At 69.4% G+C, this 21,607-nt stretch carries 22 protein-coding genes, 3 pseudogenes and 1 riboswitch; of the genes and pseudogenes, 9 read left to right on the plus strand and 16 right to left on the minus strand.

Annotation, left to right across the window (positions count from 1 at the left end; genetic code table 11):
- Positions 1-86 precede the first annotated feature (86 nt).
- The 4 genes from ACF1B9_RS33585 to bioB form a co-directional block, all read right to left on the minus strand.
- On the minus strand, positions 87-764 hold the full coding sequence (locus tag ACF1B9_RS33585) for a class I SAM-dependent methyltransferase (protein ID WP_391745293.1): 678 nt from the start codon (positions 762-764) through the stop codon (positions 87-89).
- A gap of 94 nt (positions 765-858) precedes the next feature.
- On the minus strand, positions 859-1,548 hold the full coding sequence (gene bioD, locus ACF1B9_RS33590; protein WP_391745294.1) for a dethiobiotin synthase: 690 nt from the start codon (positions 1,546-1,548) through the stop codon (positions 859-861).
- A 1-nt stretch (position 1,549) separates the two neighbouring features.
- Positions 1,550-2,854 (minus strand): adenosylmethionine--8-amino-7-oxononanoate transaminase, encoded by a 1,305-nt coding sequence (locus ACF1B9_RS33595; RefSeq protein WP_391745295.1) that lies wholly within the window; start codon positions 2,852-2,854, stop codon positions 1,550-1,552.
- Complete coding sequence (gene bioB / locus ACF1B9_RS33600; protein WP_391745296.1) at positions 2,847-4,013, minus strand: biotin synthase BioB; 1,167 nt, start codon at positions 4,011-4,013, stop codon at positions 2,847-2,849. Before bioB ends, ACF1B9_RS33595 begins: the two co-directional genes overlap by 8 nt.
- 142 nt (positions 4,014-4,155) lie before the next feature.
- Between bioB and ACF1B9_RS33605 the strand changes: the two genes are divergently transcribed.
- On the plus strand, positions 4,156-5,304 hold the full coding sequence (locus ACF1B9_RS33605; protein ID WP_391745297.1) for an 8-amino-7-oxononanoate synthase: 1,149 nt from the start codon (positions 4,156-4,158) through the stop codon (positions 5,302-5,304).
- A gap of 166 nt (positions 5,305-5,470) precedes the next feature.
- Here the strand turns inward: ACF1B9_RS33605 and ACF1B9_RS33610 are convergent, their stop codons facing one another.
- Positions 5,471-5,677 carry a DUF397 domain-containing protein gene (locus tag ACF1B9_RS33610; protein ID WP_391745298.1) on the minus strand — a complete coding sequence of 69 codons (207 nt, stop codon included), beginning with the start codon at positions 5,675-5,677 and terminating at the stop codon, positions 5,471-5,473.
- A gap of 25 nt (positions 5,678-5,702) precedes the next feature.
- Positions 5,703-6,563 (minus strand): helix-turn-helix domain-containing protein, encoded by an 861-nt coding sequence (locus tag ACF1B9_RS33615; RefSeq protein ID WP_391745300.1) that lies wholly within the window; start codon positions 6,561-6,563, stop codon positions 5,703-5,705.
- Positions 6,564-6,767: 204 nt separating this feature from the next.
- On the opposite strand from ACF1B9_RS33615, the gene ACF1B9_RS33620 reads away from it, so the two are divergent.
- Positions 6,768-7,199 carry an ATP-binding protein gene (locus ACF1B9_RS33620; protein WP_391745301.1) on the plus strand — a complete coding sequence of 144 codons (432 nt, stop codon included), beginning with the start codon at positions 6,768-6,770 and terminating at the stop codon, positions 7,197-7,199.
- Positions 7,200-7,338: 139 nt separating this feature from the next.
- Here ACF1B9_RS33620 and ACF1B9_RS33625 read toward each other — a convergent pair whose 3' ends face one another.
- The 4 genes from ACF1B9_RS33625 to ACF1B9_RS33640 all read right to left on the minus strand — a co-directional run bounded on the left by ACF1B9_RS33625 (position 7,339) and on the right by ACF1B9_RS33640 (position 9,869).
- A complete protein-coding gene (locus ACF1B9_RS33625; RefSeq protein ID WP_391745302.1) occupies positions 7,339-7,812 on the minus strand; it encodes a C40 family peptidase in 474 nt (157 codons plus the stop codon).
- 3 nt (positions 7,813-7,815) lie between these two features.
- A riboswitch (cyclic di-AMP (ydaO/yuaA leader) is annotated at positions 7,816-7,988 on the minus strand.
- Between the two features lie 399 nt (positions 7,989-8,387).
- Positions 8,388-8,696 carry a hypothetical protein gene (locus tag ACF1B9_RS33630; RefSeq protein ID WP_391745303.1) on the minus strand — a complete coding sequence of 103 codons (309 nt, stop codon included), beginning with the start codon at positions 8,694-8,696 and terminating at the stop codon, positions 8,388-8,390.
- A 7-nt stretch (positions 8,697-8,703) separates the two neighbouring features.
- Positions 8,704-9,342, minus strand: a complete 639-nt coding sequence (locus tag ACF1B9_RS33635; protein WP_391745305.1) for an ATP-dependent Clp protease proteolytic subunit — start codon at positions 9,340-9,342, stop codon at positions 8,704-8,706.
- 182 nt (positions 9,343-9,524) lie between these two features.
- The gene (locus ACF1B9_RS33640; protein WP_391745306.1) at positions 9,525-9,869 is read right to left on the minus strand and encodes a hypothetical protein; all 345 of its coding nucleotides are present in this window, start codon (positions 9,867-9,869) and stop codon (positions 9,525-9,527) included.
- Positions 9,870-10,484: 615 nt separating this feature from the next.
- Here ACF1B9_RS33640 and ACF1B9_RS33645 point away from each other — a divergent pair.
- Positions 10,485-10,994 (plus strand): annotated as a pseudogene (locus ACF1B9_RS33645) (transposase family protein); the annotation flags it as partial.
- A 513-nt stretch (positions 10,995-11,507) separates the two neighbouring features.
- Here ACF1B9_RS33645 and ACF1B9_RS33650 read toward each other — a convergent pair.
- Complete coding sequence (locus tag ACF1B9_RS33650; RefSeq protein WP_391745307.1) at positions 11,508-12,008, minus strand: Dps family protein; 501 nt, start codon at positions 12,006-12,008, stop codon at positions 11,508-11,510.
- A gap of 624 nt (positions 12,009-12,632) precedes the next feature.
- Here ACF1B9_RS33650 and ACF1B9_RS33655 point away from each other — a divergent pair.
- The 5 genes from ACF1B9_RS33655 (at position 12,633) to ACF1B9_RS33675 (ending at position 16,373) form a co-directional block, all read left to right on the plus strand.
- Positions 12,633-14,090, plus strand: a complete 1,458-nt coding sequence (locus tag ACF1B9_RS33655; protein ID WP_391745308.1) for a dihydrolipoyl dehydrogenase family protein — start codon at positions 12,633-12,635, stop codon at positions 14,088-14,090.
- 349 nt (positions 14,091-14,439) lie between these two features.
- Entirely contained in the window at positions 14,440-14,925 is a 486-nt protein-coding gene (locus ACF1B9_RS33660; protein WP_391745309.1) for a hypothetical protein, read from the plus strand.
- Positions 14,926-15,037: 112 nt separating this feature from the next.
- Positions 15,038-15,238, plus strand: coding sequence for a hypothetical protein (locus ACF1B9_RS33665; RefSeq protein WP_391745311.1), 201 nt, complete (start codon positions 15,038-15,040; stop codon positions 15,236-15,238).
- 32 nt (positions 15,239-15,270) lie between these two features.
- On the plus strand, positions 15,271-15,780 hold the full coding sequence (locus ACF1B9_RS33670; RefSeq protein ID WP_391745312.1) for a GNAT family N-acetyltransferase: 510 nt from the start codon (positions 15,271-15,273) through the stop codon (positions 15,778-15,780).
- A 227-nt stretch (positions 15,781-16,007) separates the two neighbouring features.
- Entirely contained in the window at positions 16,008-16,373 is a 366-nt protein-coding gene (locus ACF1B9_RS33675; RefSeq protein WP_391745313.1) for a hypothetical protein, read from the plus strand.
- Positions 16,374-16,719: 346 nt separating this feature from the next.
- Here ACF1B9_RS33675 and ACF1B9_RS33680 read toward each other — a convergent pair whose 3' ends face one another.
- From ACF1B9_RS33680 to ACF1B9_RS33690, 3 genes and pseudogenes are all read right to left on the minus strand, one after another.
- A complete protein-coding gene (locus tag ACF1B9_RS33680) occupies positions 16,720-17,667 on the minus strand; it encodes a DUF5996 family protein (RefSeq protein ID WP_391745315.1) in 948 nt (315 codons plus the stop codon).
- Positions 17,668-17,779: 112 nt separating this feature from the next.
- A pseudogene (locus ACF1B9_RS33685) lies at positions 17,780-18,394 on the minus strand (3-hydroxybutyrate oligomer hydrolase family protein); the annotation flags it as partial.
- 245 nt (positions 18,395-18,639) lie between these two features.
- Complete coding sequence (locus tag ACF1B9_RS33690) at positions 18,640-19,002, minus strand: UBP-type zinc finger domain-containing protein (protein ID WP_391745316.1); 363 nt, start codon at positions 19,000-19,002, stop codon at positions 18,640-18,642.
- 245 nt (positions 19,003-19,247) lie between these two features.
- On the opposite strand from ACF1B9_RS33690, the gene ACF1B9_RS33695 reads away from it, so the two are divergent.
- Complete coding sequence (locus ACF1B9_RS33695) at positions 19,248-20,543, plus strand: FAD-dependent oxidoreductase (RefSeq protein WP_391745318.1); 1,296 nt, start codon at positions 19,248-19,250, stop codon at positions 20,541-20,543.
- A gap of 161 nt (positions 20,544-20,704) precedes the next feature.
- Here ACF1B9_RS33695 and ACF1B9_RS33700 read toward each other — a convergent pair.
- A pseudogene (locus tag ACF1B9_RS33700) lies at positions 20,705-21,055 on the minus strand (alpha/beta fold hydrolase); the annotation flags it as partial.
- Positions 21,006-21,410 (minus strand): hypothetical protein, encoded by a 405-nt coding sequence (locus ACF1B9_RS33705; protein ID WP_391745320.1) that lies wholly within the window; start codon positions 21,408-21,410, stop codon positions 21,006-21,008. The pseudogene ACF1B9_RS33700 and the gene ACF1B9_RS33705, both read right to left, overlap by 50 nt.
- Between the last annotated feature and the right edge of the window lie 197 nt (positions 21,411-21,607).

Below are 21,607 nucleotides of genomic sequence, written 5' to 3' on the forward strand. Positions count from 1 at the left end.
GAGCCTTTGACGGCTCCGTACGCACTGGCGGGCGGACGCGTCAGTGGAGTCTGTGACGGCTCCGTACGGCCTGGCGGCCGGACGCCTCAGTCCACCGCGGTCGGCCGCCGCGCCACGCCCAGCACACAGGCGGATGTGGGCAGCCGGACTCCCCAGTCCGGCATCCTGACCCGACGGTAGGCCTCCACCACGAATCCGGCCCTCTCGATGGCGGCCAGGGTGTCGCGCGCCGTGTGACACCCGCCGGTCACCAGCGGCCACACCGTGTGGTCCAGTGCATGCTGGACGGCTGCCATGGCCCGGTCATCGGCCCGCACATGCTCGAAGAAGCGCAACTCACCGCCCGGTCGCAACACCCGCACGATCTCCGCGAGCGAACGCTCCACGTTCCGAACGGTGCACAGCACCAGTGAGGCGACCGCCCCGTCGAACGCCTCGCTCTTCACCGGCAGGGACTCCGCCGTGCCCGGCACCACATCCACCGGAACTCCGGCGCGCAGCGCCGACCGCACCGCCAACTGCCGCAGGACGCGCTCGGGTTCGACGGCCACCACCTCCGACACCGCGGGCGGGTAGTGCGCGAAGTTCAGGCCGTTGCCCGCACCTATTTCGACGACCCGGCCGGACAGGCCTGCCAACAGCTCCGAGCGCACCGCGGCCAGCCCCGCCCTCGTCTCCGCGGCCACGCTCATCCGGGCGTAGAACCGGGCGAAGACGGGGTGGTGCACCGTGTCCTCCGGGATCTTCGTGTCACGCAGACGCATGACGGACCTCCTCCACGCGGCGCCCGGCCGCACGGCGCTCGACCAGAAAGGTACGACTACTTCGATTCTCCCCCGTCCCACGCGCCTCAGCCGCTCATCCGGCGGGTCGATTCCCTCCCAGCTGCGCGGTCAGCCAACTCCCCGCCCGGGAACGGAAGTCGGCGGGTGCCAGCGCGCCCGCACCGGCCGGCACCACACCCAGCAGCGGGGCGTCCGCCACTACCGGGAGATCCTCCAGATTGCACCGCGCCGCGAGGTCCGGCTCGGCGGGCATACTGCCCACCACCACGCCGAGGCACTCCAGCCCCCGCGCCCGCAGGGCCTCCGCGGTCAGCGCGGTGGTATTGAGCGTGCCCAGTCCGGCCGGCGTCACCACCACGACCGGCGCGGCCAGCAGCCGGGCCGCATCGGCAAGGGTCGCGCCCTCCTCGTCGAACCGTACGAGCAGTCCGCCCGCACCCTCGATCAGCACCAGATCATGTTCGGCAGCCAGCTTCCCGGCCGCCTCGGCGATCTCGTACGGCCGTACCGGTGGGAGTCCGGCCCTGCGGGCGGCCGTGACCGGGGCCAACGGATCGGGGAACCGGGCCAGTTCGACCGCGGTCACGTGGCCGCCCGCCAGCCGTACCACTTCGGCCGCGTCCCCCGGCTCGCCGGGCGCCAGCCCCGTCTGCGCGGGCTTGAGCACCGCGACGGCGCGATCCCGGCACGCCGCTGCCACGGCCGCGGTCACGACCGTCTTGCCGATCTCCGTGCCCGTACCCGTCACTACCAGAACCGTCATCTCAGCCCTCCCGCGCAGCCGCGCACACGGCGCGGCAGATCCGCGCCACGTCGTCATCACCGGTCACATAGGGCGGCATCGTGTAGATGAGGTCGCGGAACGGCCGCAGCCACACGCCCTCCCGTACCGCGGCCCGGGTGGCGGTCTCCATGTCCACCTCGTGATCGAGCTGTACGACACCGATGGCGCCCAGCACCCTTACATCCCGGACCCCGGGCAGAGCCGCCGCCGAGGCGAGACCCTCCCGCAGCCCCGTACCGATCCGCCGGACCTCCCGCTCCCAGTCCTGGCCGAGCAGTAGGTCGATGGAGGCACACGCGACCGAGGCGGCGAGCGGGTTGGCCATGAACGTCGGTCCATGGGCCAGCACCGGCACCTCGCCGCTGGAGATGCCCTCCGCCACCCGGGACGTGCACAGGGTCGCCGCCATCGTCAGATAGCCGCCGGTCAGCGCCTTGCCCACGCACATGACATCGGGAGAGACCCCCGCGTGACCGGCGGCGAACAGCTTCCCCGTACGGCCGAAGCCCGTGGCGATCTCGTCGAACACCAGCAGCACGTCGTGCGCGTCGCACGCCTCGCGCAGCACTCGCAGATAGGCGGGGGAGTGGAACCGCATCCCGCCCGCGCCCTGCACCACCGGCTCCACGATCACCGCGGCCAGCCGGTCGGCGTGCTCCGCGATCAGCTCCCGCAGGTGGCGTACGTACGCGGCATCCGGCTCCGTGTCGTAACCGGCCGGCGGCTCGTCCGCGAAGACCTGCCGCGGCAGCACTCCCGACCACAGCCCGTGCATGCCGCCCTCGGGGTCGCACACCGACATCGGCTGCCAGGTGTCCCCGTGATAGCCGCCGCGCCACGTCAGCAGCCGTTGCTTCTCGGGCCGGCCGGCCGATCGCCAGTACTGCAGACACATCTTCACCGCGACCTCGACCGACACGGAGCCGGAGTCGGCCAGGAAGACATGCCGCAGCGGCTCCGGGGTGATCTCGACCAGCCGGGTGGCCAGCCGTACGGCGGGCTCATGGGTGAGCCCGCCGAACATCACATGGCTCATCCGGTCCAGCTGACCGCGTGCCGCCTCGTTGAGCACCGGGTGGTTGTAGCCGTGCACCGCGGACCACCAGGACGACATGCCGTCGACCAGTTCGTCCTGCCCGTGGGCCGGTTCGGCGAGCCGGAGCCGAACCCCGGACGCCGACTCCACGACCAGCGGCTCCTGACGTCCGGGCATCGGGCCGTACGGATGCCAGACATGGGCCCGGTCCAGGGACCGCAGCTCGGCCGGGGAGAGCAGCTCAGGCATTGGGGGCGAACTCCGTTCCCGCTCCGCGCCGACGGACCGCCACCAGATCCGTGCGTGCGGCCGGGACCTCACCGGTCTCGGCAACGGCCTTCCCGGGCCCGTCGCCGCAGGGCGCGCACCCGCCGTCGTGCGCACCACAGCCACCACCCGGCTGCGCGCGGTGCGCGGGCAGGGTCGTCGTCCCCGCTCCCTCCACGTCGAAACCGGCGTCCGCGATCATGTCCAGATCCGCCTGCCCCGCCTGCCCCTCACTGGTGAGGTAGTCGCCCAGGAAGATGGAGTTGACCAGGTGCAGGGCGAGCGGCTGCATCGAACGCAGATGCACCTCGCGCCCGCCCGCGAGCCGTACCTCCACATCAGGACAGACGAATCTGACCATCGCCAGAATGCGCAGACACCGCTGCGGGGTGAGGTTCCATTCCTTGGCCAGCGGGGTCCCCTCGAACGGGATCAGGAAGTTCACCGGCACCGAGTCCGGGTCCAGCTCGCGCAGCGAGAAGACGACATCGACCAGATCGGCGTCGCTCTCACCCATCCCGGCGATCAGCCCGGAGCACGCCGAGAGCCCGGCGGCCTGCGCCTGCTGCACGGTCTCCACCCGGTCCGCATAGGTGTGGGTGGTGGTGATGTCGCCGTACGTGCCCTCGGACGTGTTGAGGTTGTGGTTGTAGGCGTCCGCGCCCGCCGAACGCAACCGCTCGGCCTGTCCGTCGGAGAGCAGACCGAGGCAGGCGCACACCTCGACGCCCTCGTGTCGATCCTTGATCGCCTCGATGGTCTCCGACACCCGGTCGACATCACGGTCCGTAGGACCACGACCGCTCGCCACCAGACACACCCGCTTGGCGCCACCCGCCACCCCGGCCGCGGCGGCCTTCGAGGCCTCGTCCGGTTTCAGCCAGGTGTACTTGAGGATCTCGGCCTTCGAGCCCAGCCGCTGCGAGCAGTACGAGCAGTCCTCGGGGCAGAGCCCGGACTTGAGATTGACCAGATAGTTCAGTTTCACCCGTTGCCCGAACCACTGGCGGCGCACCTTTCCGGCCGCGGCCACCACTTCGAGCAGATCGTCGTCCGAGGTCGCCAGCACGGCGAGAGCTTCTTCACGGGTCGGCAGTTCGCGCCGCAGTCCCTTGTCCACCAGCGTGTTCAGGAGGTCCATGGCGTTGATCCTGGCCTACGGCACGGCCCGCGGCCAAGGAGGAACCGGACAACAGCGCGCGTCGAGGGTGTGTGTATTGCCACATCATGACCGGCTGCGCCCCCGGTTAGCCTCTGTGAGCTGCCTACAAAAGGGACCGCTCATGCCCTTCGACCCGTTCGACTGGATCGACGACGAGGCGCGCCGCCGTGTGGACGCCGGACTCGTCCGCGCGCTCCGCCCCCGGCCCGCCGAACCGGAGCTCCTGGATCTCGCGAGCAACGACTATCTGGGGTTGACCCGGCACCCCGAGGTCACCGCCGCCGCGGCGGAGGCCGCGCACCGGTGGGGTGCGGGCGCGACCGGATCGCGGCTCGTGACCGGCTCCACCGCGCTGCATGCCGAGTTCGAGGATCAACTGGCCGATTTCTGTGGCTTCGAGGCGGCGCTGGTGCTGTCCTCGGGCTACGCGGCCAATCTCGCCGCCCTCACCGCGCTCACCGGCCGTGGTTCGCTGATCGTCTCAGACGCCGGCAACCACGCCTCGATCGTGGACGGTTGCCGGCTCTCCCGGGCCGAGACCGCCGTCGTGCCGCACGCCGATCCTGATGCCGTGCGCAAGACTCTGCGGGCACACGCGGGGCGCGCGCTGGTGGTCACCGACTCGGTCTTCTCGGTCGACGGCGACGCCGCGCCACTGCCCGAACTGGCCGATGCCTGCCGGGCGGAGGGCGCCGCACTGCTCGTCGACGACGCGCACGGCCTCGGTGTGCTGGGGGAGGGCGGTCGGGGTGCGCTCGCCGCCGCCGGTCTTGCCGGCGGCGAGGGAGTCGTCACCACACTCACCCTCTCCAAGTCCCTGGGCAGTCAGGGCGGAGCGGTACTCGGTCCGGCCACGGTCATCGACCACCTGGTCAACACGGCCCGTACGTTCATCTTCGACACGGGCCTGGCACCGGCCGCCACCGGCGCCGCCCTGGGCAGCCTGCGGCTGCTCGGTCGCGAGCCGGAGCGCGCCGCCAGGGCCCGGGCCGTGGCCGCCGCGCTGTACGAGGGGCTGACGGCGGCCGGACTGACCGCCGCACGCCCCGACGCGGCCGTGGTCTCGGTGCGGGCACCCTCGGCGGAGGCGGCTGTGCGCTGGGCGGCCGACTGCCGCACCGCGGGCATCGCGGTGGGTTGCTTCCGGCCGCCTTCGGTGCCGGACGGCGTCTCCCGGCTGCGGCTGACGGCGCGGGCGGACCTGACCGACGAACAGATCGCCACGGCTGTGGCGGTCGTGCGGCGAACCGCCCCCGCCGGCCGGCCCTGACGGCCGATCGACCGTTTCCGCCGACCGACCTCCTCCGTGGACGGTCCTGCCTGTCAGCCGGACGAATGCGGGGGCGGACTTCCCCTCGGAACCTCCCCCCTCGGAACCTCCCGCCATCGGCCGGCCGATCCTGTGGGCGGACCGCCTCTGTGGGCGGTCGTACCCGTCAGCCGGCCGAACGCCGGTTCAGGCCGGAGACGAAGGTGGTCCAGGCCGCCGCGGAGAACCGCAGTGGTGGCCTGGACACGTCCTTGGAGTCCCGCACGGCCAGCCGCCCGTGACCGAACGGAGCGGCCTCCACGCAGTTGTTCATGCCCGTGCTGCGGCTGCTGCGCCGCCACCGTAACTCGTGCTTTGTGAGGCAATCCGACATGACGCCCCTCTCGGGTAGTCCGGGGTCACTGACCGTCGCGGTCGATCGCGGCGATGAGGTCCAACGAGTGCTGCGGCGACAGCGCATGTGCCTGCATGGTGCGGAAGGCCGAGCTGTACGCCTCAAGGTCTTCTTTCCGCTCCAGGTAGAGGCTACTCGTCAAATGGTCGAGAACGACCACATCCAGATCAGAAGTGTTCGGAAATGAGAAGATAACGAAAGGCCCGGTGAGGCCGGTGTAGCCGCCGACCGAGAACGGCAGTAACTGGAGTTCCACATGAGGTAGTTGAGCCACCCGAGCCAGATGGCGCAGCTGGTTCCTCATCACCATGCGCCCGCCGACCTCGCGCCGCAGCACCGCCTCGTCGAGCACCGCGCTCAGCCGCAGCGGCGGATCGGTCCGCAGCACCCCCTGGCGGGCGAGCCGCACCTCCACCAGGGAGTCCAACTGGCCGGCGGGTAAACCGTCCAGCGAAGCCCGGGTCACTGCGCGTGCGTAGTCCGCCGTCTGCAGAAGTCCCGGCATCACCGAGGTCTCCAGGGTCCGCGCGGTCCGCGCCTGCGACTCCAGACTGATGAAGTCGCGGTACTGCGGAGGAATCAGACCGCGATAGGCATGCCACCACCCGGTGCCGCCACCGCCGGCCGAGCCCGCCAGCGCCTCCAGCAGCGTCCGGAGGCGGGTGTCGTCCACGCCGTACGCGTCCATCAGTCCGGCCACATCGGCCGGGCGCACCCCACTGACACCGGTCTCGATCCGGCTCACCTTGGACTGGTGCCAGCCGAGCATCCGCGCGGCGTCCCGACTGGTCAGTCCCGACGCGTGGCGCAGACTCCGGAGCTCCTCCCCGAGCTTGCGGCGTCGTACCGCAGGGCCGTACTGCATGCGCGGCCTCCCTCCCTCTCGTGCCGAGCGGACAGTGTGGCGCCCGCATCCGGTTTTGCGGGGCAGGGTTCACCGCATCGAGCGACAGATATATGCATATCTTGGTGGATCGCCGTCGGGGAGGGCAGCATCGATGGCAATCTGGCGCGAAGCGCAACCGGGACCGATCCCGCGTCGGTCCGGGTGGGAAAGGGACGGCTCGCCATGGCAGACCATCAAGTAGCAAGCCTCACTCTGCCGAGCGATCCGGCCTCGGTTTCGGCGGCCCGGAAACATGTGGTCCGAGTGCTCACCGAATGGGGCCTGACCGCCGACACCGAGTTCGCCGACAGTATCCGCCTCATCGTCTCGGAGCTCGCGACCAACGCCGTCCAGCACACCTTCGGGCAGTCGCCCACCTTCACCGTGGAACTGAGACTGGATCAGGAGGAACAGCTGTATCTGGGGGTGACGGACAGCCACCCGCGCTGGCCCCGTAGGCTGCCTGCCGCCGTTCAGCAGGACAACGGGCGCGGCATGGTGATCATCCGCTGTCTGGCCAAGGAGTGCGGCGGCCGGCTCACCGTCACCCCCACCGCCGATGGCGGCAAGACGGTCTGGATCGCGCTTCCCTGGAGCATCCCCGTGCAGGGCTGACCGAGGGCGGGAGCGACGCAGGGCGCGCCGCGTCGGGCCGGGTGACCGCCCCCGCACCGGTGACGAGCGGGTCAGCGGCACGGGACGGTGCTCCGCCGGCGGATCGAGTCCGGAGGGCGGCCAGGATCCGCCGGGCGGGTCAGCCGACCCGCCCGTAGTAGACCCTCTTCGTCCAGATCTTCTCCAGCCGGACCACCGCGCCGGTCCTCGGCGAGTGCCAGATCTTGCCGTGGCCGGCGTAGATCCCCACGTGGTAGACGCTGCGACCGTAATGGAAGAAGACCAGGTCGCCGCGTTTCCTGTGCGAGGCCGAGACATGGCGGGTCTTGTTGTACTGCTGCTGGGCAGTGCGGGGGAGCTTCTTGCCCACCTTCTTGAACGAATAGACCGTCAGCCCCGAACAGTCGAAGCGGTTGGGGCCTGTGGCCCCCCACCGGTACGGCGCCCCCTTCTTCGACGCGGCGATGTTCAGCGCCTTCATCGAGGGAGTCGCTGCCTGGGCCTCCGGCGTGGCGCCCGGGGCGAGCATGGTGCCGCCGACGGCGGCCAGAGTCAGAACCGAGGCCGTACCGGCCCGGACGAGCAGAGACGGGACATGAACCTGCGCAGTCATGCGCAACCCTTCGTCAGCCGCCTGTGAAGGATGACCTGTCGGGTTCGGGCTGGCGAAGTTGCCCGGCCGCGCTCGGCGGCTTCACCCCGAGGGTCGACCGATGATCCGGTCGACCCGTTGTGCTCGGGTCCTCCACTCCTGCCGATCCACTTCTGTCGACCAGGCATCCGGACGGCGGCAGGACTCGGCGTCCGCCCGGACCGCCCCGTCGCGGTGGCGGGGGCTTGTCGTCTCAGGGATCTTGACTCACCGATAGCCGGATTTCCGAGTGGAAACAGCGATTTGTGAGGCTCCTCACGACTGACCCGTTCGGGTGGAGGTGACGAATTCGGTGGCGGGGTCGCCCATCGGGACCCGTCCCGTACCAGCAGTGGAATCATTGATTCCGATCACTGGTCATCTGAAAAGCGCAAGTTGAGATATCCCGCGCGAGGGGGGCTTCCTACGCCGAACGAGCGAGGAATTTCGATGTGCCCACCGGGCGTGTCGTATACGGGAGTTGGCCGAATCCCGGCTGCCGACGGGGCCGGGGGAGCCGGCCGGGCCCCGGCGGCAGCGGGGCCGGTGGAGGCTGATCAACTCGGCGGAGCGGGGGGTAGGGTGACGCGCCCTGCCCGCCGCTCCCCGTCCAGTACGCGCAGGGCTCGCGCCAGGGTTCCCGTGTGGATCTGCGCCTCGCCGCGTTCATGCATCGACGCGAGGGCATCCCGCAGCGCGCCCGCCCGGGACACCAGTGCCTGCGCGGCGCGCAGCGCGCCATAGGTGTCGCTGCCGCGGGCCGGATTGATCCGGCCCAACTGGTCGAGGACTTCGAGGTAGCGGTCGACGAACTCCCCCTCCGCGCGGGTCAGTGCGGGCAGTTGTGGCAAGTGTGGCGGCGGCACCGGGCGTTCACCTCGTGCCGTGCGGGGGAAGTGATGACTTCCGGTTCTGCGTGAGGTGGTCCACCAGGCCGTACGCTTTGGCGCCCGGTGCGTCGAGAATGAGGTCGCGCTCGATGTCGGTGGCGATCTGCTCGGCGCTGCGGCCGGTATGGCGGGCCAGCAGTGTGATGAGCATCTCGCGGATGCGTTCCAGTTCCCAGGCCTCGATCTCCAGGTCGGAAGGCCGGCCCTGCACCGGCTCGCTGAGCGCGGGTTGCTGTACGACGACCCGGGCTCCCGGCAGTGCGTGCCGTCGGCCCGGAGCGCCCGCGGCGAGCAGTACCGAGGCGCAGGAACCGGCCTGGCCGAGGCAGAAGGTCTCCACGTCGCAGGTGAGGTACTCCATCGTGTCGTAGATCGCGGACATGGCTCCGAACGAGCCTCCGCGGGAGTTGATGTAGAGCGAGACAGGTCGGTCCGGAGCGTCATGTTCCAGATACATGAACTGGGCGATCAGGTCGTTGGCCGCGGTGTCGTCGACCGGGGTGCCCAGGAACACGATCCGCTCGGCGAGCAGCTTGGAGTACGGGTCGAAGGTGCGGGTTCCGCTGGTCGTGCGCTCGGTGAACTCGGGCAGTACGTAGCGGGCGCTGGGACGGAACGGCATGGGTGATACCTCTCCTCCGGGTCTGTGCGGGGCCTGCGTGGGTTTCTCTGTGAAAAATGTACAGGACGTACAGATCGTTATGATGGCGGCGTGATCCTGGTGATCCACTAAAAGTCCCAGGTCAGAAGCCGTTTTGACTGTTCGCTGAGAGCGGATATCGCAATCTCTAGACGTCTTGATCATCAGGCTGCTTCGCCCTCACTGAAACCGAGTGGAGAAGCGAGGTGGTCCGAGGCGACGCGAAGATCCTCGCGGCTCGGGTGGACGTACACCCGCTTGGTGAAGGTGGCGTTGGCATGCCCGGCCCATGCGGCGAGGGCGACGTCCGGCACGCCGTTGACGGCAAGAAACGTGAGGCACGAGTGGCGCGCGTCGTAGAGCCGGACCTTCCGCAGCTCCAGCTTCCGCTGCAGGGAGTACGCGGCCTCACGCAGGTGGCAAGTCATGAGCGGGTTGGCCGAGGGGTTGGGCCGTCGAGGGGTGAAGTCCTGTGCCGGCTTGGCCGCCACGCCTGCGGGCGTCGACAAGTAGCCAGGCGACCACGGACTCGACGTGTTCCTCCGTCAGTTCCTCCAGGTCCTCGGCCGCGATTCCTCCTGCCCGGGAGGGCTTCTGCCTGGTCAGGCCCGCACGGCCATGCTCCCGTCATAGATCAGTGAGAGAGCGTGTGAGGCGACGAAGCCCTGCCAGCGTGTTCCGGCCAGGCTTCGCCGCGCAATGGGCTACGGCTGTGGTCGCGCGCGGGTTACCAACCAGAGGTGACCGAGCCGCCGCCCGTGCCGCGATCCTGGGCGCCTGCGAGCCCATCGTGGCTTGGTTTGAGACGTCTGGCCGCACACCGGCAGCCTCGCGGCTTCTCCTCGCAAAGTCAGTCCACCGGCGGCGAACGAAGTACTCAAGGAGGCCCTGCACCGTGATCTGACCGCAGACGGTGGCAGGTGCGGCGCTTCTGCTGCGGTGAGGGTGATTTGGACAGCAGACCACCTCGACACGCTGCGACTCCTGCAGGGGGAGATCATCGGTCCTGTGCGGGAGGCCGCCGCTTTCGGCAGGACGCGGGCAAGTCGGAATCGGCGTCCATGACGCGGTTCCCAGCGGGTGTTGTGCGACCGTCCGCGCCCATCTTTTCACGCGGAAAGCCCCGCGAGGGTGCGGACGCGGTGCGCAGGGGTCGGCCGTGGAGCCTGTCGCTGGAGGACCGGGCGCTGCTGGTCGCGGCCTACTGGCGCACGAACCTGACCATGCGTCAACTGGCCCCGCTGTTCGGGGTTTCCAAGTCGGCGGCGGACCGGATCATCGATCACCTTGGGCCGATGCTCGCCCTCCAGCCCCGCAAGCGGTTCGCGAAGGACACCGTGCTGATCGTGGACGGCACCCTGGTACCCACCCGGGATCACGCTGTCGCCGAGCAGTCGAAGAACTACCGGTACTCGACCAATCACCAGGTAGTCATCGACGCCGACACCCGCCTCGTCGTGGTGGTCGGCCGGCCCCTGCCCGGCAACCGCAACGACTGCAAGGCATGGGAGGAGTCCGGCGCGAAGGCCGCCGTCGGCACGACCATGACGATCGCCGACGGCGGCTATCCGGGCACCGGGCTCGTGATGCCGCATCGGCGCCGCAAGGGCGAGGAGTTGCCCGACTGGAAGCAGGTGCTGGTCCTGCACGGCACCGAGGACACCAGGCCCTCCCGATCGAGGCGTGCGGCCCGCGCTCGGCCGAGCTCATCCCCTCAAGCGAGTACAGCATCGAGGGTGACGGCCACGGCCTGTGCTGGACACACGCCGAAGAGGTCAACGCCGAGCTGCTCAGGTTCTTCGCCGAGTAGCCGACCCGACGTCACAGGGTCACTCGGAATCGGAAACATGGCGACGGCGCCGATTCTCCCGGTCCCGTGTCGGCGGCGGGCGGTGCGGAGAGGGAAGACCGTGATCTGTTCGGCCATATACAGAGGAACTGGACCCTGGAGCGCCGCGGTGCCGATGTCCGCGTGCGCGCGGCGTCCAAGTCGGTGAGCTCTCCGTGTGCCTGGCTCGCAGGATGCGACGGTGCTGGTCCGCGTCGGCAAAGCCCTGCTCTGGCTCGACCGCACACCCGCGGTCGAGCAGGACCGGATGCTGACGCCCCGTACCTCCCGGGCCCGCTTCCAGGGGCGTGGAATGGTGTCAGAGGGATCGGTTTTCCGCGCTGACCATCCAGGCGTGCTTCTCCAGGGAGTCGATGATCGTGTGCAGCAGGTCGGCCGTGGCGGGATCCTCGCTGTCGATCTGGTCGTGGTGGGTGCGCACCGTGTCGACGGTGGCGCGCAGGCGCGCAGTGACGAGATCGACAACAGCACTCACACTCAGCTCTCCTTCCGGGAATGCGGGGAGAGTGGTGCTCGCAGCCACAGTGTCGGAGCGGCCGTCCGGCAAGGTCCCGAGAGCGCGCATGCGTTCGGCGACGACATCGGCCGACTCCCGTGCGTCGTCGACGATTTGGTCGAGTTGCAGGTGCAGGTCCCGGAAGTTGTGGCCGACCACGTTCCAATGGGCCTGCTTCCCCTGGAGGTGCAGTTCGACGAGATCCACCACGATCTGTTGCAACGCTCGGGTCAACTGCGGCGAGGCCGTGAATCCGGCGGCAGCGCTCTCCGAACGTCGGGAACCCCCAGAGGAAGCATTCATGACGCGTCTCCTTGTGCAAGTACCGCACAGCAGCCCCCTGGGACAGGAGGCCGTCTTCCTACGCGATCAAGCCTACGTAGGTCCCTCTCCGCCGCCACTGCTCCTGATCCGCTTGGGCGGCCATGCGGGAGCTCCGCCCTCGCCCGCTCGTTCGCGCCGGAGTTCACGACTCATGACCGGGATCGACAGGGGGTGGTTCCGCAGGAGGGGAGTACGGCAACCCAGTGGCCGACGCCGTGGACACATGGCACAGCGACGGAGAAGGGGCGGAACGGTGATCTCCCAGCGGACCGGCCTGCCGGACACCGCGGCTGGTGGTAGGCGGCTGGGGGCGCCGGCAGGCCGTTCAGGTCAGACGGCTGTGCGGTCGCCGTCCACGGGCAATACGGCACCGTGGACGAAGCTCGCCGCGTCGCTGTGTCGGGGTGCCGTGGCGGGCGTCGCGAGCCGGTGAACCTTTCCGGTCACAGCACTGGGGCCGGACGGTGTGTGTGCGGCCACATGCGGCGCACGGATGGCCGCTGTCGGTGGCTCCTACGGCCAAGGTATGACGTCGTGCGCGCACCGCGCGGTTATATGTGCCGGGGTGTGGTTTTGTCAGCCCCGATCGGACGCGAGGGAGCAATGAGCGAAGCACGCGAGAACCAGGAAGACGGTGCTTACGACGTGGTCGTGCTGGGGGCGGGCCCGGTCGGCCAGAACGTTGCCGACCGCGCCCGCGCCGCCGGCCTCACCGTGGCTGTCGTGGAGCGTGAGCTGGTCGGCGGCGAATGCTCCTACTGGGCTTGCGTCCCCAGCAAGGCCCTGCTGCGGCCGGTCATCGCGGTCGCCGACGCCCGCCGGGTGGACGGTGCCCGGCAGGCCGTCACCGGCAGGCTCGACACCGACCGAGTCTTCGCCCGCCGTGACCACTACGTGACCGACTGGGACGACAGCGGACAGGCCGAGTGGGTGAAGTCCATCGGTGCCAGTCTCTTCCGCGGCCACGGCCGCATCGACGGCCCGCGGCGCACCACGGTCACCAGGGACGACGGTGCACGCTTCACCCTCACCGCCCGGCACGCGGTGGCCATCGCCACCGGCAGCCGACCGCTGCTGCCCGACATTCCGGGCCTCCGGGAGGCCCGGCCCTGGACGAACCGGCAGGGCACCGACTCCACTACCGTGCCCGCCCGGCTCGCCATCGTCGGAGGCGGCGGGGTCGGCGTCGAGATGGCAACCCTCTGGCAGGGCCTGGGCTCCCAAGTCATCCTGCTTGCCCGCCGCGGTCTGATCCCCCGCATGGAACCCTTCGCGGGCGAGCTCGTCGCACGCAGCCTCACCGAGGCGGGTGTGGATGTGCGGATCGGCACCCAGGTCACCGCCCTGCGCCGCCCGGACCCAACCGGCCCCGTCACCCTCACCCTCGACGACGGCAGCGAACTCCAGACCGACGAGGTCATGGTCGCCACCGGACGGACCCCCGGCACCGACGACCTCGGCCTGGAGTCGGTCGGTCTCACCCCTGGCACGTGGCTGGAGGTGGACACCACGTGCCTGGTCCGCGGGGTCGACGGCGCATGGCTGTACGCGGTCGGCGACGTCAACCACCGCGCTCTGCTCACCCACCAGGGCAAGTACCAGGCGCGGACCGCCGGCGACGCCATCGGCGCCCGCGCCGCGGGCCTGCCCCTGGACGACGGCCCGTGGGGAGACCACGCCACCACCGCCGATCAGTGCGCCGTGCCCCAGGTCTTCTTCACCGACCCCGAGGCGGCCGCCGTAGGCCTGACCGCCGAACAGGCGGCCCGGGCCGGCCACCGCATCAAGGTCGTCGACCTCGACTTCGACGCCGCCCAGGGCGCCGATCTCTACGCCGACAACTACCAGGGCCACGCGCGGATGGTGGTCGACCTCGACCGGGAAGTGCTGCTCGGGGTGACGTTCGTCGGACCGGGAATCAGCGAACTCCTGCACTCGGCGACTGTCGCGGTGGCCGGCGAGGTCCCGCTCAAACGGCTCAGGCACGCCATCGCCTGCTTCCCGACCGTCAGTGAGATCTGGCTCTTCCTTCTCGCTGCCTACCACCGCGACCGCACCTGAGCGGACGTGCGGGGTCCGTCTCAGAGCGCGGGCGCCGAGGGGCATGGTTGCCGCTCCGGGTAGGCCGAAGGAGGGAGGGACGAGCGTGGCTGCTCACGCCAAGCGGCAGCGGCCCCCTGGAGACGTGCGACTACTCGTGCGTGGCCTCAGGCCGCTATCGAGCCCCGGCTCGGGTGGACGGGGCGCGACGCCCGGCACGGCACCCCGCCGGCTGCACGCTCCTGGCCCGTGTCCGCGCTGCACCCTCCAGCAGCGGCTCCACGAGCTCCTGACTGACACAGGCGCCATACCCACGAAACTGCAGGCCCTCCACGACGCCCTGGCCAGCACCGAACGCGCCGGCACCGCGATGCGCTGGCTCTCCAAGGGCATCGCCTCCACTGTCCCGTCCGATCTCGCCCGGCAACATCTGCGGGCGGCCGTCTATCTCTTGAACTGGCTGGAGGACCACAGCGTGACCCTTGCAATCTGCCGACAGACCGATATCGAACGCTGGATGACCAGCGACGACGCCCGTCTTCGCCGGGAGGCAGGCCACTTCGTGCGGTGCGCGCTCTCCCAGAAGAGCGCCCGCGATCTCACCTTCCCGGCCGAGCGATGGAACGGTCCCTCCGGGTCGATGGACGAGGAGGCCCGCCGGGCCGGCGCCCGCCGCCTGCTGCATGACAACACCCTCAAGTCCGAAGTCCGCCTCGTCGGGCTGCTGTTGCTTCTTTATGCCCAGTGCCCGCAGCGATCTCCCGGCTCACCGTCGACCACATCGAGGAGACGGACGGAGCGGTCCGCATCCGCCTTGGGCGCCGCCCCAGTGGACCTGCCAGCAACCCGTCGCTGAACTGGCCCTCCAGCAGGTCGAGGTTCGCCGCAGCCATGCCGTCCTCCTCCGCACAGACTCGCCCTGGCTCTTCCCCGGAGTCCAGCCTGGCCGCCCGATCAGTGCTTGGCCCATGGGCGAACGGCTCCGCGAACTCGACATCCGACTCGCGGAGGCCCGCTCGACCGCGCTGTTCCAGCTCGCCACCGAACGGCCCGCCGCGGTCCTCGCCCGCAGTCTCGGCATCGACATCACCGTCGCCGTCAAGTGGCAGCGGGCCGCCGCCGGGGACTGGGCCGCATACGCGGCCGAGGTCAGCCGCCGTCAGCCATGATGTCAATTTCCAAAGCGAAAGGAGCAACACAGATGCTGCTACGTGATGTTGAGTACGGCGACATCGACGCCTACATCCGGATGCGATGCGACCCGGCCATGATGACCGAGCTGGGCGGCCCGTTGCCTCGCGAGGGTATGGAGGCGAAGGTCCAACGCGATGTTCAACGAGCAGAGGCAGGAACGGACTGGACCAAGTTGATCGTGCCCGATGAGACCGAGCCGGAAGTGGTCGCGGGAACCGTGACCTTGTGGCCCCATGGCGTCGGCGCCGAGCGCATCTCCGAGATCGGCTGGATGGTGCTGCCAGAGTTCCAAGGACAGGGACTCGGCAAGCAGGGCGTCCGGATGCTGCTTGAGCTGGCCCGCAACGACGGCCGGTGGGGGCTCATACACGCCTTCCCCGCGACAGCGAACGCCCCGTCAAACGGCATCTGCCGTGCACTCGGTTTCAGGTTCCTGGACGAGGAAGACGTGCCCTTCGCCGGTCGAGTCCTGCGAACCAACCACTGGGCCATCGATCCTCGCACCGATCCGGTCTGACACCGGTCTGCAGCACGCTGGGGACCGAGGGGGAGTCTCAGGGCAGGGGCATTCAGACGGTTCCAATACCCGACTCGATCCGGGAGCCTGGAAGGTGTAGGCGAACAAGTACTCGTACTCAGTGAGTACCCGGGCGGTGGTGTCGAAGCGGAAGTTATCGAACCACGGGGACGAGGTGGCTGAGGCAGCACGGGGGGTGCCCGACGCAGCCCGTCCGACCGGATGCGTTGCTGCTTCTCCATGGTGAGGTGCTGGCAGGTCTCGGCGACGTGCCCGACTCCCCGCCCGATGGCCGTAAAAGACAGGGAACACTGGACCTCCTCGGTGATCTGGGAGACGTCCTCTTCGCTGACTTGGCCGCCGCCAACTGGCCCATCACTCACACCCTGCTCCTGGTCGTGGACGTCTACACCGTCCTGTTCGTCCTGGGCCTGCACGCCGCCTCCGTCACCCGGCCGCACGTCCTCGCCGATGGAACCCTGCGCGTCCGGCATTGCGGATGGCGGACGCTGTCTCAGCCGATCTGGCGCGGCGCCGCTGTTTCGAAATGGAATCTTGGGCGCTCATTCCCGGCTCGACAGCGGCGCGCGTAGGTCTACGCGGCATCGGATCGCCGTGGCGATGGCCAATGCGATGCCGGAGACCGAGGCTTTCACCTCGGCCCTGAACCAGCTCCTTCAGACGGAAGGTGGGCCCTGCACCCGTGGATTGCCATCCTTGACCGAGTGCGGCGCGAATTCCCGACTCGACGATGGACGGCACGACTGGGAAGGCCGACGTGGCCGCCAAGAGCACTGCGCCCCTCTGACCGACCCGTTGGACCACGAAGTCGGACCGGCCTCATGCGCACGCACGGCAGCAGCGGACGCCACCGCATACCCGCCACCGGTACGCCGCCCCCTCGAGCGGGGAGGTTACGAGCCGTCCCCGCGCGCCTGCCTACCTATGTCCGCTCCAGCGGGCCGGATCCGCCTCCAGCGCCGCCCGGTCCCATTCGCCCCGTGTGGCGGCGGCCTCGTAGGTGCTGTGCAGGAAGCCCAGCAGCGTCCGATCGGGTTCGGGGGCGGTGCGTACCGCCTCGTACGGCAACAGGAACTGGCCGTTCTCTCGGCTGTAGAACGCCTCGGAGGGGGTGACAGAGCTCTCGGCGAATCCGTCGGGTTCAGGGTAGGCATAGGAGTAGAAAGCCCCCTCGTCACCGCCGCCGGGCCAGAAACCGCAACTGCTCAGCTCGCGTGAGTAGCCCTCCTCCATGACCCAGTCACCGCAGTTCGGCGCGCCGCCGGGGTGGCGTGGGGCGCCGCGTCCGGAGAACCGGGTGCATGCCAGGTCCATGGCACCCCAGAAGAAGTGAACCGGACTGACCTTGCCTCCGAAATAGCTGCGGAACTCGTTCAGCACCCGGTTGGCCTGGAGAAGCTGGCGCCAGAACAGGTGCGCGGCATGCGGGTCGTACGTGTGGTGGGAGAAGTCCTCCGCGAACGGGACCGCCCGCTCGACCTCGTTCGGATGCCCCTGGATCGTGGTGGGGACGCCCGTGTCCTCCAGGGCCCGCAGGACACGGGCGTGGAAGTGCGCCACCGGCATGGACTTCAAGGCGATGCGCCGGGCGCCGCCGTCACTGGTGCGCAGACGCAGCACGTGGTCGACGAAGTCGAACTCGATATCGAAGGCGCCCGCACCGTGGGGAACGGCCGAGGTGGTCAATCCCCGTGGGCTGACGTAGAGCGTCACCTGCCACCAGTGATTGAGCAGCGGAGCGTGTGCCAGCCGGACCTTCCCGACGATCTGCGTCCACATATGCAGCGTGTCGCGCGTCTCGGTCCACTCGGCAACCCGCAACCGCGGCCACATCCCGGCTCCCCGGTGGGTTTCCGTCGTCACCATGGTTCCTCCGGAGCTTCGAATGTCCCCTGAAGACCGCGGCCACCGTGAGGGCCCGGGTCCGCCCACGGTAGCCACTTGCCCCATCGTCGTCCGGTCCGGCGGCGTCGGCCATCTGAGCGACAGCCGATACCGCGCTGCAGTTCAGCGCGCAGGAACTGCCCACATCACCGCTCGCGGGCCTGCGGATCGCACGGTCCGCGGGTGGGGCCGTGCGGTACTCCACCCGAGCCGTGAGGGCCGTGAACGCCGAGCGGTAGCAGGGCAGGATCGGATGCAGCTTGTCCGGACAGGTGTCGTAGAGGCCGTCGGTGTGGGTGCCGTTCTCGACGGTGTAATAGCGGTGCAGTCGGCCGCGGCCCTGGTCATCGACCATCCGCTTGTACATATCCGAGTCGGTGGTGATAGGCAGCAACGACTCCAGATCACCATGCAACGTGATCACGGGCTTGCCGATCCGCCCGGTCAGCGCGACCTTCGCCACGGCGCGGTGGACGGAGGCGGGGCGGGAGGCGTAGTCGTACGCGGCGTCGGAGGGGCAGGCAGCGAAGATCTCCTCGGTCGTCCAGTCAGCCGAAGCCCCCGGGCACTTGTGGTCGTACGACGGGTCGAACTCCTCACGGAAGATCTTCTGGGGCAGTCCCCAGTAGGCCGCTTGGTGGTACGGCCACAGAAACTGGTACCCGTCCGCGAAGCCGGTCGCGAGGAGATCGTTGTCATCCGCCGTTCCACCGGCCGGGCAGCCAGATCACGAACTGGGCGTCGTGCCACCAGCCGTGGGTGGCATAGGAGCGCGAGTCGTCGGGGAAATACCCGACTGGTGTTGTGGGGCGCTCCAGCCGACGATGTCGTCGAGGAGATCCTCGACGACATCGTGCCGCCTCTGTTGCGAGCCAGGCGAGACGCGCCGGACAGGCTCTGGCGTCGGGCGCAGAGCAGCTCAGCTTCCATGGGCATCAGCGGCTAACCGGTGGATCAGTGGAGGTGTCGTTGCCAGTCCCCCGGTACGCGCCCTTGCGGTCCCGGGACGGACTGGGTGGTGGGGTGGTTGGCGGGCGGGGCCAGGCCGGGGCCGGTGTAGAACTGCTCGGTTTCGACGTTCCACAACCAGTCCTCATCGGGTTCGAAGCTGGCGAGGAACGGGTGTCCTTCCTGGCGTGCGTGACGGGTGGCGTGCTGGGCCGGGGAGGAGTCGCAGCAGCCGATGTGGCCGCAGGCGGCACAGCGGCGCAGGTGGAACCACCAGCCGGGGGCGTCACCGGCCAGACACTCGACGCAGCCGTCTCCACTTGGGGGCACCGAGGGGTCGATGCCGGGAATGCCGCGGTTCTCGGACATGACTCATCTCCTTCGCAGTGCGCACCTCCATCGTTGCTCCTTTCAACCGGCACCGCACATGATGTGCCTCTCTTCGTATGACCGGTGGTGCTGCGGGTCCGGGCGGGTAGCAGCCGTCCGGGCACTTATGAACTCGGTCGCTTCGCGGGGGCGCGGTGGGACACTGAAGAGGTCCTGGCAGCGGATTCGGCCTGGTGCCGGCCAAGAGAGGCAAAGGTCGGTTCCACGGGAGCGGTGGTGGGCTGATGAGTACGAGCAGCGGCATCGGGATACCGGCCGAGCCCGGCGCGGACACCACAGATCCCTATCGGCGGATGGCGCAGACTTTCCCGCAGCTCACCGACGAGCAGGTGGCCCGCACCCGCAGCTTCGGACAGGTCGAGGACCTCCGCGGCGGAACCGCGCTGTTCCGGCGCGGGGACCGGAGCACGGACTTCTTCCTCGTCCTGGAAGGCAACATCGAGATCTACCACGAGGCCCCGGACGGCACATGCCAGGTCATCACGGTGCACGGACCCCACCAGTTCACCGGCGAGCTGGACCTGTTCAACGACCGCAAGACCCTGGTCAACGGCCGGATGGGCGAGGACGGACAAGTGGTGCGCCTGCACCACCCGCAGTTCCGTCGCCTGCTGGCCGCGGAACCAGACATCTGCGAGACCGTGATGCGCGCCCTCATCCTGCGCCGCCTCGGCCTGATCCAGCACGGTCAGGCCACCGTGCTGGTCGCCGGCCCGCCCACCACCGCCGACACCCTGCGGGTGCTGCGTTTCCTCGAGAGCAACGGCTACCCGGTCGCCGCCATCGACCCTGCCGGCGGCCCAGCCGCCCGCGAGCTGCTGAGCCGCTACGGCCTTGACGGCCGCAGGACCTGGCCGGTGGTGGTCTACCGGCCGGACCGGTTCCTGGAGAACCCCACCAACCGGGAACTGGCACAACACCTTGGACTCGCCGAGGAACTGGACCCGACCGCGGTGTACGACCTTGCCATTGTCGGCGCCGGCCCGGCCGGACTGGCTGCCGCGGTCTACGCCGCCTCCGAAGGACTGCACACCGTGGTACTGGAGGCAGAGGCGCCGGGCGGCCAGGCCGGCACCTCCTCCATGATCGAGAACTATCTGGGGTTCCCCATCGGGGTGAGCGGCCAGGCACTGGCCGGGCGCGCCCAGGTCCAAGCGCAGAAGTTCGGCGCCCGCATCGTGCTGCCCCGCCTGGTGGTGGGGCTGGACTGCGGCCGACGGCCCTACACGATCACGCTGGAGGACGGCGACCGCTTGCGGGCCAGGACGGTCGTCGTGGCCACCGGCGCGCGCTACCGACGACTGGACCTGTCTGGCCTGGCCCGGTTCGAGGGCAACGGCATCCACTACGCCGCCACCCTCATGGAGGCCGGCCTGTGCGGACTGGAGACCAGTCTGCCCGGCGTCTTCGCAGTCGGCGACGTTCGAGCCGGGTCCGTCAAACGCGTCGCCTCCGCCGTCGGCGAAGGTTCCGTCGTCATCTCGGCCGTCCACCATTTCCTCACTGCTGACAGCTCGTAAGGAGTAGGTCGCTGGCCACTGAGCCGAAATCCGGCGAGGCCTCGACCTCGCTGACCCGATTGCCGCAGCCTGGCTGGTCGATCGATCGGCGGTGTTCGCAACGAGCCACGATCGCAGTCGATGCACCGCCACCGTGGGCATGGGTGTTCCCGTTGAATGCGAACGACGGCTGGCCGGGAAACGTAGACGGCGTGGCTGCCAGGCGTCTCGGTGACAGTGGTCTTGGCGCGCTCGGACATGGCGCGCTGGGCGGGCGGCGGGATCATGTGGTCGTCGGTGGCGACCAGGTACCAGGACGGCCTGGTCCGCCAGGCCGGTTCGGAGACGGCCCCTTCCAGGGCGTCGACACGGCGCGTTCTCCCAGGATCCCGGTCAGCATCCCGGTGGCCTCCGGCAACGGCAGGGGCCCCAGCACGAGTCGGCGAACCCCTTCCAAGCCGGCCAGCAGCCGCCGGGTGGTGATCAGCGCCCGGCCCGCGCCGCCGCCGGGAAGCAGCGGGCGCACCTGCCATCCTGGGTGGCCAGCGGTCGCTGGGACATACCGAACAGGTCGACGAAGAAGATCCCGTCAGGGAAACTCGGGCGCACGGCATGCGCGGCACGGACGACGAACGTGGTCTTTCCCAGGCCCGCGGATCCGGTGATGAGTCCCACCACGCCGACCCCCGGTGAACTCTCGGCGTACACCAGCTCGCTCATCCACACCAGTTCCGCCATACGACCGGTGAAGTCCTCGACCGACCTGGGGAGTTCACACAGCCCGCCCGGACGCGTCCAGTGATCCCGCAACCGGCCCTCGCGCGCCAATTCGACGAGCTGCTTGCGTACGTCCCCGTCCAGCGCGAGCTCATCCGCCAGAGCTGACACCGTCCGATGCCGTGGCCCCTTGCTGCGCCCACGCCCGCACCAGCGGTATACCGGACGCCGCGAAACCTACGGCGACACCCACCGAGCCATCCCCGGGCTCGTCTCCGACCGCGCAGCCAAACGCGCCACCCGGCGCAGGACAAGCACCGAACTCGTGCCCGTCAGCACGGCGGCCTGCTGAATCATCCACCAGCCGA

It is taken from the genome of Streptomyces sp. NPDC014727 (genome assembly GCF_043083485.1).
In the GTDB taxonomy this organism is placed as follows: Bacteria; Actinomycetota; Actinomycetes; order Streptomycetales; family Streptomycetaceae; genus Streptomyces.